General features: G+C 64.4%; 17 protein-coding genes. 8 read left to right on the top strand and 9 right to left on the bottom strand.

The genetic code is table 11. The features are described from left to right. Positions 1–186: 186 nt before the first annotated feature. The 7 genes from waaF to J2X19_RS18120 all read right to left on the bottom strand — a co-directional run bounded on the left by waaF (position 187) and on the right by J2X19_RS18120 (position 6,127). Positions 187–1,194, bottom strand: a complete 1,008-nt coding sequence (gene waaF, locus J2X19_RS18150) for a lipopolysaccharide heptosyltransferase II (RefSeq protein WP_310375240.1) — start codon at positions 1,192–1,194, stop codon at positions 187–189. Continuing rightward, positions 1,184–1,390, bottom strand: a complete 207-nt coding sequence (locus J2X19_RS18145; RefSeq protein ID WP_310375239.1) for a zinc-finger domain-containing protein — start codon at positions 1,388–1,390, stop codon at positions 1,184–1,186. The genes waaF and J2X19_RS18145 overlap by 11 nt, the downstream gene beginning before the upstream one ends. Then, the gene (locus J2X19_RS18140) at positions 1,387–2,331 is read right to left on the bottom strand and encodes a branched-chain amino acid transaminase (protein WP_310375238.1); all 945 of its coding nucleotides are present in this window, start codon (positions 2,329–2,331) and stop codon (positions 1,387–1,389) included. Before J2X19_RS18140 ends, J2X19_RS18145 begins: the two co-directional genes overlap by 4 nt. 48 nt (positions 2,332–2,379) lie before the next feature. Beyond that, positions 2,380–2,802, bottom strand: coding sequence for a glycerate kinase (locus tag J2X19_RS18135; protein WP_116607527.1), 423 nt, complete (start codon positions 2,800–2,802; stop codon positions 2,380–2,382). 32 nt (positions 2,803–2,834) lie between these two features. After that, the gene (gene radA / locus J2X19_RS18130; RefSeq protein WP_116607528.1) at positions 2,835–4,205 is read right to left on the bottom strand and encodes a DNA repair protein RadA; all 1,371 of its coding nucleotides are present in this window, start codon (positions 4,203–4,205) and stop codon (positions 2,835–2,837) included. A gap of 94 nt (positions 4,206–4,299) precedes the next feature. Then, complete coding sequence (locus J2X19_RS18125) at positions 4,300–5,511, bottom strand: MFS transporter (protein ID WP_310375236.1); 1,212 nt, start codon at positions 5,509–5,511, stop codon at positions 4,300–4,302. A 43-nt stretch (positions 5,512–5,554) separates the two neighbouring features. After that, positions 5,555–6,127, bottom strand: coding sequence for a helix-turn-helix domain-containing protein (locus J2X19_RS18120; RefSeq protein WP_310375233.1), 573 nt, complete (start codon positions 6,125–6,127; stop codon positions 5,555–5,557). Between the two features lie 503 nt (positions 6,128–6,630). Between J2X19_RS18120 and J2X19_RS18115 the strand changes: the two genes are divergently transcribed. Further along, positions 6,631–6,906: a DUF4242 domain-containing protein gene (locus J2X19_RS18115; RefSeq protein WP_310375231.1), complete on the top strand. Its 276-nt coding sequence runs from the start codon at positions 6,631–6,633 to the stop codon at positions 6,904–6,906. Positions 6,907–6,926: 20 nt separating this feature from the next. Next, positions 6,927–8,747, top strand: coding sequence for an AfsR/SARP family transcriptional regulator (locus J2X19_RS18110; RefSeq protein ID WP_310375229.1), 1,821 nt, complete (start codon positions 6,927–6,929; stop codon positions 8,745–8,747). A 41-nt stretch (positions 8,748–8,788) separates the two neighbouring features. Here J2X19_RS18110 and J2X19_RS18105 read toward each other — a convergent pair whose 3' ends face one another. Beyond that, positions 8,789–9,982 (bottom strand): MFS transporter, encoded by a 1,194-nt coding sequence (locus J2X19_RS18105; RefSeq protein WP_310375227.1) that lies wholly within the window; start codon positions 9,980–9,982, stop codon positions 8,789–8,791. 96 nt (positions 9,983–10,078) lie between these two features. On the opposite strand from J2X19_RS18105, the gene J2X19_RS18100 reads away from it, so the two are divergent. The 5 genes from J2X19_RS18100 to J2X19_RS18085 all read left to right on the top strand — a co-directional run bounded on the left by J2X19_RS18100 (position 10,079) and on the right by J2X19_RS18085 (position 13,605). Beyond that, positions 10,079–11,002, top strand: a complete 924-nt coding sequence (locus tag J2X19_RS18100) for a LysR family transcriptional regulator (protein ID WP_310375225.1) — start codon at positions 10,079–10,081, stop codon at positions 11,000–11,002. Positions 11,003–11,088: 86 nt separating this feature from the next. Then, positions 11,089–11,403, top strand: coding sequence for a DUF805 domain-containing protein (locus J2X19_RS18095; protein ID WP_310375223.1), 315 nt, complete (start codon positions 11,089–11,091; stop codon positions 11,401–11,403). A gap of 192 nt (positions 11,404–11,595) precedes the next feature. After that, positions 11,596–11,820: a zinc-ribbon domain containing protein gene (locus J2X19_RS25930; RefSeq protein WP_405048684.1), complete on the top strand. Its 225-nt coding sequence runs from the start codon at positions 11,596–11,598 to the stop codon at positions 11,818–11,820. Positions 11,821–11,950: 130 nt separating this feature from the next. Then, positions 11,951–12,118, top strand: a complete 168-nt coding sequence (locus tag J2X19_RS18090; protein ID WP_310375221.1) for a hypothetical protein — start codon at positions 11,951–11,953, stop codon at positions 12,116–12,118. 566 nt (positions 12,119–12,684) lie between these two features. After that, entirely contained in the window at positions 12,685–13,605 is a 921-nt protein-coding gene (locus J2X19_RS18085) for a hypothetical protein (protein WP_310375219.1), read from the top strand. 218 nt (positions 13,606–13,823) lie between these two features. Here the strand turns inward: J2X19_RS18085 and J2X19_RS18080 are convergent, their stop codons facing one another. Then, the gene (locus J2X19_RS18080; RefSeq protein ID WP_310375217.1) at positions 13,824–14,453 is read right to left on the bottom strand and encodes a TetR/AcrR family transcriptional regulator; all 630 of its coding nucleotides are present in this window, start codon (positions 14,451–14,453) and stop codon (positions 13,824–13,826) included. A gap of 105 nt (positions 14,454–14,558) precedes the next feature. Here J2X19_RS18080 and J2X19_RS18075 point away from each other — a divergent pair, with 105 nt between their 5' ends. Beyond that, positions 14,559–15,593, top strand: coding sequence for an MBL fold metallo-hydrolase (locus tag J2X19_RS18075; RefSeq protein ID WP_310375215.1), 1,035 nt, complete (start codon positions 14,559–14,561; stop codon positions 15,591–15,593). Positions 15,594–15,669 lie beyond the last annotated feature (76 nt).

Raw genomic sequence — 15,669 nt, 5'->3', positions numbered from 1 at the left:
TGTGGCGCGTGTCCGTGTTTTTCTGCGATCCGCCCGGTATACGTCTGGGCATCGATGCAGCCGATGTCGAAAGCGCTGCAGCCGCGCAATGTAACATTTCTTCGGCCAACGCACGGTGCGAAACTACCGATTTGGCCGCAGGATATTGCAATTCGGCCGTGGCCGCTATGCAAACCTACGCAAGCTTCAAGCCAGGGCGGCCAGCACCCGTTGCGGCGTCACATCCACCAGGCAGCGCGTATGCCCAAGCGGGCAGGTCCGCTGGAAGCAGGGCGCGCAGTCCAGCGGCGGCTGGTAGGCCGGATCGTTTTTCAGCCACAGCACCTGGGCGCGGTCGTTCAGCGGCGGGGTGTGCAACGGGCTGCTGGAGCCGAACACCGCCACCTGGGGCACGCCGAAGGCCGCCGCCACATGCATCAGGCCGGAATCATTGCTTACTATGCTTTTCGTAGCTGCTATCGCAGACAGGGCCTGCTCCAGAGTCGTTTTTCCCGCAAAGTTCAAGGCCCAACCAGGGCGCGCAGCGTTGACCGGCGCGGCGATCTCTTCGCACAAAGCGCGCTCCTTGCCCGAGCCCAGCAAAACCACCGGCACATCGAGCTGCTGGGCCAGCGCCGCAAAGTGCGCGGCCGGCCAGCGCTTGGCCGGGCCGTACTCGGCACCCGGTGCAAATACCACATAGCCGCCGCGCTGCAGGCCTAAATCGGCCAGCGCCTGGGCCACCACCTGGGCGTCCATCTGCAGCTGCGGCCGGTCCTGCTCCAGGCCGGACTCGCCACTGAGCGCGGAATAAAACGCCACCATCGGCGGGCGCTCGTCGCGCGGCGGGTTCTTCAGCCGCTGGGTCAACAGGCCCAGACGGGCCTCGCCCAAGTAGCCGACGCGGCGCGGAATGCGCGCCAAAAACGGGATCAGCGCGCTCTTCAGCGAGTTCGGCAGCACATAGGCGGCGTCGAAGCGGGCCTTGAGCTGGGCCGCCATCGCGCGCCGCGCCTGCCACTGCAGGCCACCGTGCTGGAACGGAAAGTCGATGACCTCGGCCACCTGCGGCATGGCCCGGTAGACCGGCGCCACCCAGGGCAGCGCGCCGACGGTCAGCCGCTCGCCGCGCGCCTGCAGCCGGCGCATCAGCGGCTCGGTCATCACCGCGTCCCCAATCCATTGGGGGGCGATGACCAGGGAGTTAGTGGCCACCGCCGAAGTGTTCGCCGGCTTTCAGCGCGTAGACCGTGCCGCAGTACGGGCACTTGGCCGAGCCGGTGTGGGCCACGTCCAGGTAGACCTTGGGGTGGCTGTTCCACAGCTTCATGTCGGCCTTGGGGCTGGGGCAGAACACGCCGCCTTGGGGGTTCAGGTCTTTGGCCAGGAGTTCGATGTTGGCGTTGCTCATGCGGAAACCTTCGTCAGCCAGTGGGCGTATTTGGGGTTGCGGCCGTTGACGATGTCAAAGAAGGCCGACTGGATTTTTTCGGTGATCGGGCCGCGCGAACCGCTGCCCAGCTCGATGCGGTCGAGTTCACGGATCGGCGTGACTTCGGCGGCGGTGCCAGTGAAGAAGGCCTCGTCGGAAATATAGACCTCGTCGCGGGTGATGCGCTTTTGCACCACTTCCAGACCCAGGTCCTTGCAGATGTGGAACACGGTGTTGCGGGTGATGCCATTCAGCGCGCCGGCCGACAGATCGGGGGTGTAGACCACGCCGCCCTTGACCACGAACAGGTTCTCGCCTGCGCCTTCGGACACAAAGCCATTGGCGTCGAGCAGCATGGCTTCGTCGTAGCCGTCGTCGGTGGCTTCCATATTGGCCAGGATGGAGTTGGTGTAGTTGCTCACCGCCTTGGCCTGGGTCATGGTGATATTGACGTGGTGGCGGGTGTAGCTGCTGATCTTCACGCGGATGCCGCGCTGCATGCCTTCTTCGCCCAGGTACGCGCCCCAGGGCCAGGCGGCGACCATCAGGTGCACGGTATTGCCCTTGGGCGAGACGCCCAGCTTCTTGTCGCCGATCCAGGTCAGCGGGCGCAGGTAGCCGGATTCGAGCTTGTTTTCACGGATCACCGCGCATTGCGCTTCGTTCACCTGTTCCTGGGTGAACGGGATCTTCATGCGCAGGATCTTGGCGCTGTTGAACAGGCGTTCGGTGTGCTCCTGCAGGCGGAAGATCGCCGGGCCGTTGACCGTGTTGTAGGCCCGCACGCCTTCGAACGCGCCGCAGCCGTAGTGCAAGGTGTGCGTCAGCACGTGGATCTTGGCATCGCGCCATTCGACCATCTGGCCGTCCATCCAGATTTTGCCGTCGCGGTCAGACATCGAAGGGGGTTGCGGGGACATTGCGTTTCCTTGGGCTTTAGGTGGGGTGGGGGAGATTTTACGGGCTGCTCAGGCGCCGGAGACGGGGCTGTCGGTGTCGGGCTGGACCGGGCGCTCCAGCGTCCATTGGACCAATTTGCCGTCCTTGAACTCGCAGGTGACATGCGATTGCGTGCCGTCGGTCCAGCGGTAGAACTCGGGCTGGCTGTCCTTGGGCGACTGCAACAAGCCTAGCGACTTGGTCATGGCCACCACGTGCAGCAGGGTCACGCCGGGTTTCAGCTTGGCGTTCAGCATCACCGCGCTGGCCACCGAGCCTATGGGCCGATTCGTGGCGCGCTTCATCACCTGCAGCATGCGGGTGAAGTGCAGCAGTATCCAGGTGACGACCAGGCTCAGCGCCATCGCCACACCAGCCCAGGAATATTCACGGTAAGCCACCACCAACAGCAGCACAACGCCGACGGGAACCAGGATTTTTTGAATTTGCATCCCGGTATTTTCGCAGCCTCGGCCAGCGCACCTCAAGCCAGGCCGCGCACCACCTCCATCGCCTGCTCGACCCGCTCCACCGCGTGGATGGTCAGGCCCTCGATGGGTTTCTTGGGCGCATTCGCCTTGGGCACGATGGCCACGCTGAAACCCAGCTTGGCGGCTTCTTTCAGCCGCTCCTGGCCGCGCGGCGCGGGCCGTACCTCGCCAGCCAGTCCGACTTCGCCAAAAGCGATAAAGCCCTTGGGCAGCGGCTTGCCGCGCAGACTGGAGGTGATGGCCAGCAGCACCGCCAAGTCGGCCGCGGGCTCGCTGATGCGCACGCCGCCGACGGCGTTGACGAACACGTCCTGGTCCATGCAGGCAATGCCGGCGTGGCGGTGCAGCACGGCCAGCAGCATCGCCAGCCGGTCCTTGTCCAGCCCCACACTCAGGCGGCGCGGGCTGGGGCCGCCGCTGTCGACCAGCGCCTGGATCTCCACCAGCAGCGGCCGCGTACCCTCCAGCGTCACCATCACGCAGCTGCCGGGCACCGGCTCGGGGTGCTGGCTCAGGAAGATGGCGCTGGGGTTGCTCACGCCCTTCAGGCCGTGCTCGGTCATGGCGAACACGCCGATCTCGTTGACCGCGCCAAAGCGGTTCTTGATGGCCCGCACCAGGCGGAAGCTGCTGTGGGTGTCGCCCTCGAAATACAGCACCGTGTCCACCATGTGCTCCAGCACGCGCGGGCCGGCGAGAGCGCCTTCCTTGGTCACATGGCCGACCAGCACGATGGCCACGCCGCTGGACTTGGCGGCGCGCGTCAGATGCGCTGCGCATTCGCGTACCTGGGCCACCGAGCCGGGGGCGGAAGTCAGCTGGTCCGAATACACGGTCTGGATCGAGTCGATCACCGCGATCTGCGGCCGGTGGGTTTGCAGGGTGGCGAGGATTTTCTCCAGCTGGATCTCGGCCAGCACCTGCACCTGGCTGTTGACGATGCCCAGACGCCGCGAACGCAGTGCCACCTGGGCACCACTCTCCTCGCCGGTCACGTACAGCGTCTTCTGGCCCGAGCGCTGCAAGGCATCCAGCGCCTGCAGCAGCAAGGTCGATTTGCCGATGCCCGGGTCGCCGCCGATCAGCACCACGCCGCCTTCAACGATGCCGCCGCCCAGCACCCGGTCCAGCTCGTCCAGGCCGGTGGGCGTGCGCTCGAAGTCGCTGGCTTCGATGTCGGCCAGGGCCATCACCTCGGCGGTCTTGGCGAGTGCGGCGAAGCGGTTGTTCTTGCTGGACGCGGCCGGCTCGGCGATGGATTCGATCAGCGTGTTCCAGGCCTGGCAGTGCGGGCACTTGCCCAGCCATTTGGGCGTGGTGCCGCCGCATTCATTGCAGGTGTAGATGGTTTTGTCTTTGGCCATGCGGGGAATATAGCCGTAAACTGTGTAAAAACACAGTAGCTATTGATTTTATAGCTGCTTGCGCAAGCAGTACCTGCGCCAGAGGCAGATTTGGCTAAGATTTCTGCAGCGCTGCCTGGTGCCGGCGCGTGCCCACGCTGGCCAGGGCACAGCCCAGCAATGCAAAGCCCAGCAGCGGCAGCACCAAGCCCCAAGCGCCCAACGCCATGGTCGCCAAGGCAAACACCGGCGGACCCAGGGTAGAGCCCAGGTTGCCCAGCTGGGCCACGGCGCCGGTGGCGCGGGCCTGAGTCGCGGGCAGCGGACTCAGGTAGGGAATCAGCCCGAACGAGGCCCCGCCGGCCAGGCCCACCAGGTACAGCAGCAGCAACGCCACCGGTGCGATCGCCAAACCCAGCGTCAGGCAAGCCCCCAGCGCCAGCCCGGCCAGGGCCACGCCGGCAAAGGCCGCGCGCACCAACCGCGCCGGGGCCACCAGCGACTGGGCCAGCCAGCCGGCGGAAAAGGTGCCGGCAATGCTGACCAGCGGCAGCAGCACGGCCAGCCAAGGCCGGTCCGCCCCCGCGTGCTGCGGCACAAAGGTCAACAAGGCAATCGCGCTGGCGGTGTAGAAGAAGAAGCAGCCACCGGGCAGCGCCGTCGCCCACTGGCTGTAGATGCGCGCATGCAGCTGCGGCAGGCTGGCCAGCGCCGGCCAGGGCTGGCTGCGCGCGCCGTCGGCCGGCACCAGGAACAGCACGGCCACGCACATCGCCGCCATACCCACCGCATGTACCAGCAGCAGGCCGCTGAGCTGGAAGCGCGCCAGCACCCAGCCGCCGCCGGCCGCGGTCAGCGCAAACGCCACGCCGACAAAGGTGCTCCAAAGCCCCATGGCGATCGAGCGGTGGCGCGGCGCGCTGTGCTGCATCACCAGGGTGGGCGCGGCCACCACCACCGCCAGCTGCGACACGCCTTCGAACAAGCGCGTCAGCCAGAGCAGCGGCAACGGCGGCGCCAGCGACTGCAGCAGGGCCAGCACCGCGCCCAGGCCCATGCCGGCCAGCAGCAGGCGCCGGTAGCCGATGGCCGGCGCCACCAGCCCGACGGTGACGCCAAACACCAGGCCAACCATGCCGACAGTGGACAGAATCCAGCCCATGGCAGCCGGCGTGGCGCCATAGGCGGCCTGCAAGGCCTGGAAGGCGAACGAGACTTTGGAAAACTGCATCGCCGCCAGCACGCCGCACAGCCACAGGGTGGTGATGCGCGGCCAGTGGGTGGTGATGGTGGGGGCGGGAGCGAGGGAGGCGGAACTTGCGGGCATCGGCCGATGGTGCCGGCCGGCCAGACCCCCGTCAACGCATAACTTATGCGTGGCTGCTCAGCGTGGTGCAGAGCCGGGCCGGCAAGCCGTTGGCCAGCCAGACCCGCTCCCACAGCATGGTGCTGGGGCGGATCTGCAGGCCCACGGTTTGCGCGGTGCGTACCTGTACCAGCACCGGCGCGGGCGCATGCTGCTCCCACCAGCCGCTGGCGCCGAGCTGGGCCTCGGCCTGGGCAATGTCTTCGGTGGCAAAGCGCCACAGCGAGGTGTGCAGCAAACCGGCCACCGGCACGCCCCAGATCTGCTGCCGCGGCAGGGATGCGGCCAGCAGCCGGTGGTCCACGTCGGTGACCAGATGCGCGGGCTGGCTGCAGTGCTGCACCAGGCGCTGCAAGGCGGCATCCTGCGCCGGTGCCGAGGCCAGCGCGCTCAACAGACCCTGCATGGTGTCTTCCGATGGCAGGACGGTGCCCGCCTCCCAGCGCGACACCGTGGCCTGGTTCACCCCGGCCAGCGCGGCGATGCTGGCCTGCTTCCAGCCCTTGCTGCGGCGCAGGCGTTTCAGCCTTTGGCCGAACGAGGGCAGCGACACGGTGACCTGGCTGGAATGTGACATGGTGGTTCTTTACTATTAAAAATAGAGCGGCTATCGCAGAGTAAGCAAGCGCTGGAAGCCTATTTCTCTATATACAAGCCCTGCGCCGGGCTCACACGCTGGCTCACACTGGCGCGGCCTACGGTAGCGGCCTACATCCACTTCCACGGAGTTCTGTATGGCTGCCTCTGCTACACCCTCCCGCCTGCCCCGCTTGGCACGGTCTTTCTGGCTCTGGTGGGCCGACAGGCTTGCGTACCGGCGCCAGCGTCGCCAACAATATAGCGCACAGCACCTTCTGGATGCGCATGCGCTGCGCGACCTGGGGCTGGACCGGTCCGAGCTGGATTCTTACGCCGCAGAGGCCCTCGGATGGGCCGAGCCCACCCGCCGCCGCGTGGCCAATGTACAGGGCACCCAGCCGGCCTGCGAAGGACTGCCGCCGGCACCCACGGGTTCACACGCTGGCTCACACGCAGACACCTTAGCTTCGGGGTCCCTATCCACTTTGAAAGGACACGCACATGCCTAAATTTGTCATCGAACGCAACATCCCCGGCCTCGGCACCTGGGCGCTCGGCGAGCTGCAGGCCGCCGCCCAAAAATCCTGCGGCGTGCTGCAGGCCATGGGCACGGACGTGCAGTGGGTGCACAGCTATGTCACCGACGGCAAGATGTACTGCGTCTACAACGCCGCCAACGAGGCGCTGGTGCGCGAGCATGCGCAACGCGGTGGCTTCCCGGCGGACAGCGTGGCGCAGGTGGTGGGCACCATCGACCCGACCACGGCCGAGGCTTAGGGCCGCAGCAGGTACCCGCCATGGGTTTGGCCATCCATCTGCTGGGCGTGCCCCGGATCGAGCGGGACGGCCAGGCCCTGCCCAGCCCGCGCGGCCGCAAGGTATGGGGCCTGCTGGCCTACCTGCTGTGCAACACCGCACCGGCCAGCCGCCAACGGCTGGCCGAGTTGCTGTTTGAAGAGGCCGAAGACCCGCTGGCCACACTGCGCTGGAACCTCAGCGAGCTGCGCCGCATGCTTGGGTTGGACGAACTGCGTGGCGAAACCCTGGCGCTGCGCCTGCCGCCGACGGTGTATGTGGACATCCAGGTCGTCACCCGCGGCCGCTGGGCCGACGCGCTGCGTGTACCCGGCCTGGACCGGCCGCTGCTCGAAGGCCTGGCGTTCAGCAAAAGCCCATCATTCGATGTGTGGCTGGCCACCGAGCGCCGGCACCTGCGGGCCACCACCGAAGAAGTGCTGCGCGAGGCCACGCTGGCGCGCCTGGCCGCCGGCAGTGCCCCCGACGCGGCCGACCTGGCGGCCCGGCTGGTCGGCCTGAACCCGCTGGATGAAAACTACCAGGCGCTGCTGGTGCGCAGCCTGGCCGCCGCCGGCGATGGCCTGGGGGCGGCGCGCCAGGCGGCGTCCTGCCGTGCCTTGTTCATGCGGGAACTGGGTGTGCCGCCCGGTGCCGCGCTGGATGCGGCGATGGCCACCATGACCGCCGCCCCCACGGCGCGCCCCGCCACCGGCCGCGCCGCCGCCATCGCGCAGATCAACGCCGGCGAGGCGGCGATCGGGGCCGGCGCGCTGGACGCCGGCCTGCAGTGCTTGCGCCACGCCATCGTGGAAGCCGATGCCACCGGCGACGCCGTGCTGCGGGCGCGCGCTAGGCTGGCACTGGGCAGCGCCCTGGTGCACGCGGCCCGCGGGCGCGACGAAGAAGGCGCGGTAGCCCTGCACGAGGTGCTGGCCGTGGGCCTGGATGCATCGCCCAGCCTGGCCGCCGCGGCATGCCGCGAACTGGGCTATGTGGAATTTCTGCGTGGCCGCTACGAGCGGGCGCTGGTGTGGCTGCAGCGGGCTGCACCGCTGGCCCGCGACGACCCGGCCGAGCAGGCGCGCATTGCCACCGTGCATGGCGCAGTGCTCAGCGACACCGCGCACTATGCGCCGGCGCTGGCCCTGCTGGACACGGCCGTGGCCTTGGCGCACGCGCAAGGCGACGCCAAGCAGCACGCCTATGCGCTGTCGATGCGCGGGCGTTGCCTGCTGCTGCAGGGTGAACTGGCCGCTGCCATTGCAACACTGGACCAGTCCGTCGCGCTGGCACAGCAATGCTGGACCGCGTTCCTGCCCTGGCCGCAGTCGCTGCGCGCCGAGGCCGACCTGCTGCGGGGCGATGTGGCGGCCGCGGCGGACCGGTTCGAGCACGCGTTTGCACTGGGCTGCCAGCTGCGCGACCCGTGCTGGGAGGGCATTGCCGGGCGCGGCCTGGGCCTGGTGGCGATCGCGCGGGGCGAGGTGCAGCAGGCCATGGACATCCTGGTGGACGCCGCCGCGCGCTGCGTGCGCCTGCCCGACGCCTACCTGTGGGGCAAGGCCTATACGCTGGACGTGCTGTGCGGCCTGGCGGTGCAGCATGCGCCTACGCGCGCCATGGGCTGGATCGACGAGCTGCAAACCCTGGCGGCGCGTAGCGGCATGCGCGAGTTCTCGGTGCGTTCGCACCTGCACCGCGGCGCACTGGGCCAGCCTGCAAGCCGGCCCGCCGCGCAACTGCTGTCTTGCGGCATTGACAACCCGGTGCTCTGCGCGCTGCTGGACCAGGCGCGCGCCGATGCACTACAAAAAATGTAGCTACTGGCGCTGGTACTGTCTGCGCTAGAGGCTTATTTTTCTTATATTTTGGTCGCAGGCCACAGGCGTACCGCCAGCGCGGCCATACCGGCCAGGGCCGCCAGGCCACACACGCCCTGCCAGCCCCACTGGGCCAGCGCCTGGCTGCCCAGCCAGGCACCGCTGGCCATGCCGATGAACATGCTGCCCATCAGCACCGCATTCAGCCGGCTGCGCGCCGCAGGCTCCAGGCCGTAGACGATGGTCTGGTGGGCGATCAGGCTGGCCTGCACGCCCAAGTCGAACAGCACAGCACCGGCGGCGATCAGCCACAGCGGGCCATCACCCATCGCCATGGCCAGGAAGGCAATCACCACCAGGCCGGCACCCAGGCGCGTCACCACCTCGGGGCCTTTGCGGTCGGCCACCCGGCCGGCCATCGGCGCCACCAGCGCCCCGGCGGCGCCGGCCAGGCCAAAGGCGCCGGCGGCCGCGCTGCCCAGGTGGAACGGCGCCGCATGCAGCATCACCGCCAGGGTCGACCAGAAGGCGCTGAAGGCCACGCTCAGCAGGCCCTGGGCCAGGGCGGCGCGGCGCAGGCCGCTGTACCGCTGCAGCAGGGTGAACAGGCTGGCCATCAGTGCCAGATACGGCATCTGGGTGGTGGCCTTGAAGCGCGGCAGGCCGCGCCAGATGGCCAGGCCCAGCAGCGCGATGCTCAGCGCCGCCACCACGAACATGCCGCGCCAGCCCGCATGCTCGGCCACAAAGCCCGACACCACGCGCGACAGCAGAATGCCCAGCAGCAAGCCGGTCATCACCGTGCCCACAGTCTTGCCGCGGCTGGCCTCGGGCGCCAGGGTGGCAGCGGCCGGCACGATGTCCTGCGCCAGCGTGGCGGATACGCCGATCACCAGGCTGGCCACCAGCAGCACCTGGATGCTCGGCGCGGCCGCCGCCAGCAGCAGGGCCAGGGTCAGCACCGCCGCCTTGCCCAGGATGATGCGGCGCCGGTCGAAGCGGTCGCCCAGCGGCGCCAGCAGGATCAGGCCCAGCGCGTAGCCGAGCTGGGTCAAGGTCGGCACCAGGCCGATGGCGCCGGGCGTGGCGTTGAATTCGCTGCCCAGCACCCCCAGCATGGGCTGGGCGTAGTACAGCGCGGCCGCCGCCAGGCCGGCGCCGGCGGCCAGCAGTAGCACCAGCGCACCGGGCAGGACGGCGGTGGGTTGGTTATGCGTAATAACGGTAGAAGACATGGTGAAAACCCTTGGATCTTGGAATGGCCTGAGTGTCCCGGAATCCCGATCCCCTGGGAACGCCCGTGCTAGGCAGAATTGATATACGCTGTGCGTATGAAGACAGCCCCCGACCGCATCGAGCTGATGCAAACCTTTGTGCGCATCGTCGAGGCCGGCAGCCTGTCGGCCGCTGCCGCGCAGATGGGCGCCACCCAGCCCACGGTGAGCCGCCGGCTGCAGGCGCTGGAACGCTCGCTGGGCATCAAGCTGCTGCAGCGCTCCACCCACGCCATGCAGCTGACCGAAGACGGCGCGCGCTGCTTTGACCGCGCCAAAGAGCTGCTGGGCCGCTGGGAGGCCTTCGAGTCCGACCTGCGCGGCAGCCACGACCTGCCCGAGGGCACACTGCGGGTGATGGCGCCGCATGCGTTTGGCCAGCAGCAGCTGATCGCGCCGCTGGCCCAGTACCTGCGCCAATACCCGCGCGTGGCGGTGGAGTGGCTGCTGCACGACGGCACGCCCAACTTCATCTCCGACGGCATCGACTGCGCGATCCACGTCGGCACGGTGGAAGACCCGGCTGTGGTGGCGGTGAAGATGGCCGAGATCCCGCGCATCGTGGTGGCCGCACCCGCGCTGCTGGGCGATGGCCCACTGCCTCGCCACGCGTCCCAGCTGGCCGCCCTGCCCTGGCTGGCCCTGCGCACCTTCTACCGCAACGACATCACGCTGCAGCACAGCGGCGGCGAGCAGCTGCGCCTGCCACTGCAGCCGCGCATCAGTACCGATAGTTTGTTTGCCATGCGCAACGCGGCGCTGATGGGCCTGGGCGTCTGCGTGGCCTCCGCCTGGGCGGTGGCCGACGACGTACGCGCCGGCCGGCTGCTGCACCTGCTGCCAGACTGGCATGCCGCCCCGCTGCCGATGTACCTGCTATACCCGTATGCCCAGTTCTACCCGGCCAAGCTGCGCCGCTTTGCCGAGGTGCTGCGTGCCGATCTGCTGCAAGGCTTGGACCGGGTGGCTGAGGCGGCCTAGGATTTACCGCAAATGGGGGATGGAGCGGACCAGCCGGCCACCGAAGCCCGCTAACCTCGGCCCCTTGTCCATCCAAAGGTCGTCCCATGCAGTTCACTGAATCCGTGCGCACCTGCTTCTCCCAATACGCCAGCTTCGGCGGCCGCGCATCGCGGCCGGAATTCTGGTGGTGGGCGCTGTTCTGCCTGATCGCCACCCTGGTGCTAGGCGTCATCAGCGACAAGCTGTCGGCCGCCTTCTCGCTGGCCACCCTGTTGCCCTACATCGCCGTCACCACGCGCCGGCTGCACGACACGGACCGCAGCGGCTGGTGGCAGCTGCTGTTCTTCTTGCCGGTGATTGGCTGGTTGGTGATGCTGTATTGGTTGGTCCAACCCAGCGAAAACACCGTGCGCTATTGATGTCCTGAACTTAATTTTTGCTCTATATCTGATAGCTTTCAGCGCAGATTAAATATGCGTCGGACCGCCTTTTTTGTACAGGCTAGAGCGAAGTCGGGATGGCTGACTGAGCTAGAGATGTAGCCGGCTGCTTCTGGCTGCTATCGGACAGAAGCGAACATAAGGGGTGTTGTTAAACAGCGCTTACATCACATGGGGATCCAAATAGACCGTTCGCAATGGTGCAAGCGTAGCCAGCGTACAACTGGGCACTACGATGAACAGGCGGTGGAGTACGAGGGAATTCGTTACCAATGCAGAAAATGTACTCGCTCATTTGTGTTTACCGCGGAGGAGCAGCAGGCCGCATATGAAATTGAAAAGCGATTTGTCCAATATCTTCCGAAGTTCTGTAAGGATTGCTTGAATTCTGAATAATCAGCAGAAGTCGGTCAACAGTAGTCATTCAACGAGCCCCTTTAGATGAATACTGGACCCAGGCTTCTTTTACGAGATGGCTCGTTTTTTGATAGAGCAAAGAAACTTGAGGCGCTCCGTCACACGCTTGATGCCACGCCATGAGTCAAGTCGATTTTTTATTGAACCACATCACAAAGGTGGTCACGAAGCTGTACAAGAGGATGAAGAAAATCAGACTCTGGCAAAGGCAATGATTTATGAGTTGCAAGAAATTGAACATGCTGCAAAGTCCCCCCAAGATGGGGGAAAAGAATAACGACTTCTACCAACACCCATCTAAATTTTTAAAACTATTGCTTATGAGCTCTACATCGGTTGAAAATCGAAAGATTCAGTGCTTTTTTTCCGTAAAACAAAAGATGCGACTCAAGCAACTCCGTGTCAGGGTTGTTCAAAATTCACCGGCGATTCTGGCTGTGGCACTTTTGTTCAAACATTAGGCGGATAGTTCTGTAGAAACTGCCAAAAGAAGACGTAGAAATCTCAAACTCACGGGACCTTGTGCAAGGCAGTCACCAGTGCGGCTGCGCTGATCAGAATAAAAGGTGCACGTGCAATTATTAGCGCGCACAGTCGTACAAGCGGGCCATCATGAAAAAAGTGCTTCAGAGGGTCCGGAAGTGTCGGTAATTTAAGCATGCCTCAATTGTCCTAGCTAAATCCACCAAGTGAAAGGGGCAAGTCTGGGGGTAAGCGGTGTATAAGTCTGGGGGAAATCGGGATAAGTGCGCTGCAGCGCACACCAGCTTCCGAAGACTCAAAAATCTTGGCTATATTGGACCTACGATTACAGAGTCTATCGATCAAATAACAGGTTCACAGATGCAAGAGTCAATCCAACATTTCACAGAACTTGTGCTTCCCCTTCTGACTGCCGTTAGCACTTATCTTCTAGCCAATCCTTTGATTATTGGTAGCGGGATCGCGGCTATCGTCACGGTTACGGTGGCACGTATCACGTTGTCAGGTGTTCGACAGACACTTGCGGGGAATGCTGACCGTCAAAAAGAGGATATAGCACACAAGGTAAGTGAAGGTCACGTAGCGCGAATTACGGCTGCACGGCGCGAGATTTACCTATCAGCAGTTGACGAACTAGTGAAGGCGCAAGTTTATTATGGCTCGCTCGCAAAGCTAAACATTGCTGAAATTGACCCCATGTCGAGTCTAAGTGGATTTCTCGCTGCAGTCGCAAAAGTCACTTTAATAAGCGATCTAGATACAGCGGAGAAAGCGCGAGACGTCGCAAATAAATTTACTATCGGTTATTTGCGTGCTATTGCTTATCTTAGTCCCAACGCACATCTTCATTCAAAAAGAAGCATGCATGAAAAAGAAAGCGAAAAAGCACAAAAGGAGATTACTGAGTTACTTATCGCCATGAAAGAGTACAACCTGCGAGGCGATAATGACATTGAGGCATTTAGACGCTTGCAACGAGAGTGCGATGCACAATTAGAAATATCGGATAAGGCATTTGAAAAATTAAAAGAAACAATGCAGGAATTGTCGCAATTACAGTTTTCGTATAGCGAATTCATTAAATCAGATATAGAAATAATGACCGAAGGTATGGACGAACTTGCGATGTTGATGAGAGGTGAGCTTGGAATTAGCGTCGATCTTCCTCGCTGGCGCGAACAAACCCAGCGGCTTAGAATTGAGCTGAACACCACTCTACGGGAATTCTTGACGGAATTATTACGAAAGCAGAGCGAGGAAAAATTGCATCAGCCTGCGTGAATTCGTTTGCAGCTATTATCCTTATTTGTCATGCCTGATAATTACCGTATTGCAGTTCAACATACTACCTGACGCCGTAGTGGCCCGCTTTAAGGAGCTCTGAATTTCCGCAATGAGCCCCTCGCAGACATTGCGTCTGCTCCACTGTGGATTGACCGCAGGCTCCCACACTGTGAACCGTCTGCCTCCCCAAGCACTTTCACAATCAACAGCGCAGCCTAGGCGTGGCTAGCGTAGAACCCCAAAAACATATCCACGCAATCCGCCAGCACACGCTGCTGCTGCGCGGCCTCCAGCGGCGGCTGGCCCAAGGCCAGTTGCGGCCAGAAGGCGAAGGACTTGACCATGCCTTGCAGCTGGTCGGCCGCGTACTGCGGGTCCACGCCTGCGCGCAGCCGCTGGTCGAGCTGGGCGGCGCGTATCCAGGTGACCAGGCCTTCTTCCTTCTCGGCCAGGCGAGCCACCATGGCCTGGGCGCGCTGGGGCGACTGCATCATTTCGGCGATGGCGACGCGCGACAGGTCCAGAAAACTGCTGTCGTTGAGCAGTCGCATCTTCTGCTCTAGGCATTGCAGCAGCTGCGCGCGCAGGGGCTGCTGGGGCTCATAGGCCACGGCCGACAGGCCCTGGGCGCGCTGCCACAGCTGCGTGAGGATGGCGGCGAACAGCTCGTCCTTGCTGGGGAAATGGTTGTAGACCGTGCGCTTGGACACCTCGGCCACGGCGGCCACGCGGTCCATGCTGGTGCCGGCAAAACCATGGGCGCGGAATTCGCTGATGGCGGCCTGCAGGATGGCCTCGCGCTTGCGGTGCGTGAGCAGGGTGGGTAAAGACGGTTCAGACAGCATGGCTAAATTTTACACCGCGTAGTTTACTTTTTTTGTCAATTGCACTACACTGTGCAGTGTACTTTTTACTTCACCCCGTAAATTGCCCTTATCGGCTTGACCACCATGGCCTACACCCTCTGCTCCCCCGCCCTGCCTACCGCCACCTACACCGCATCGCCGCAATTCAGCGACGGTAAATTCCGCAACCCGGTGCCACGCCACGCCATCGGCACCTGGAAGACGCTGACCCTGCTGTGGCGCTTCATGGTGGACAAGCCGGCGCTGGCCTCCCCGGCCCAGCCGCTGCCGGTGCAGGCACTGACCCAGGCCGAGCTGCTGGCCGCGCCGGACAAAAGCCTGTGGCGCTTCGGGCACTCGACCATGCTGCTGAAAATGGACGGCAAGTTCTGGCTGACCGACCCGGTATTTGCCGAGCGTGCGTCGCCGCTGCAGTTCATCGGCCCCAAGCGCTTCCACGCGCCGCCCATGGGCATTGCCGACCTGCCGCCGATCACCGGTGTGATCCTGTCGCACGACCACTACGACCACCTGGACCGCACGGCCATCCTGCAGCTGGCGCCCAAGGTGGCGCACTTCATCACGCCGCTGGGTGTGGGCGACCGGCTGATCGCCTGGGGCGTGCCGGCGGCCAAGGTGCAGCAGCTCGACTGGTGGCAGGGCACGACGCTGGGCGGCATGCGCCTGGTGGCCACGCCGGCCCAGCATTACTCGGGCCGCAGCCTGTCGGACGGCAGCAGCACGCTGTGGGCATCGTGGGTGCTGATGACGGCCGATACCCGCGTGTTCTTCAGCGGCGACACCGGCTACTTTGACGGCTTCAAGAAGATCGGCGAGCGCTTTGGCCCGTTTGACCTGACCATGATCGAAACCGGCGCCTACGGCGAAGAATGGCCCGACGTGCACATGCAGCCCGAAGAAAGTCTGCAGGCCCACATCGATGTACAGGGCCGGCACCTGATGCCCATCCACAACGGCACTTTCGACCTGGCGCTGCATGTCTGGACCGAGCCGTTCGAACGCATCAGCGCGCTGGCCGCAGCAGCCCAGGTGCCGGTGGTGGCCCCGCGCATGGGCGAGCGGCTGGACCTGCAGGCGCCCGCGCCGTCCACCCACTGGTGGCGCACAGCGGATATGTAATCCAGCCAGCGTGGTGCCGGACCGCAGGAACCGCTGTTCTCCTACATCTTTGTCGCGGTACGCCGCTACGCTGTGG

The organism is Rhodoferax ferrireducens, from assembly GCF_031458075.1.
Taxonomy (GTDB): Bacteria; Pseudomonadota; Gammaproteobacteria; order Burkholderiales; family Burkholderiaceae_C; genus Rhodoferax_B; species Rhodoferax_B ferrireducens_A.
Note: the sequence above shows the minus strand (reverse complement) of the source record. Positions and strands in the feature narration are given on the sequence as shown.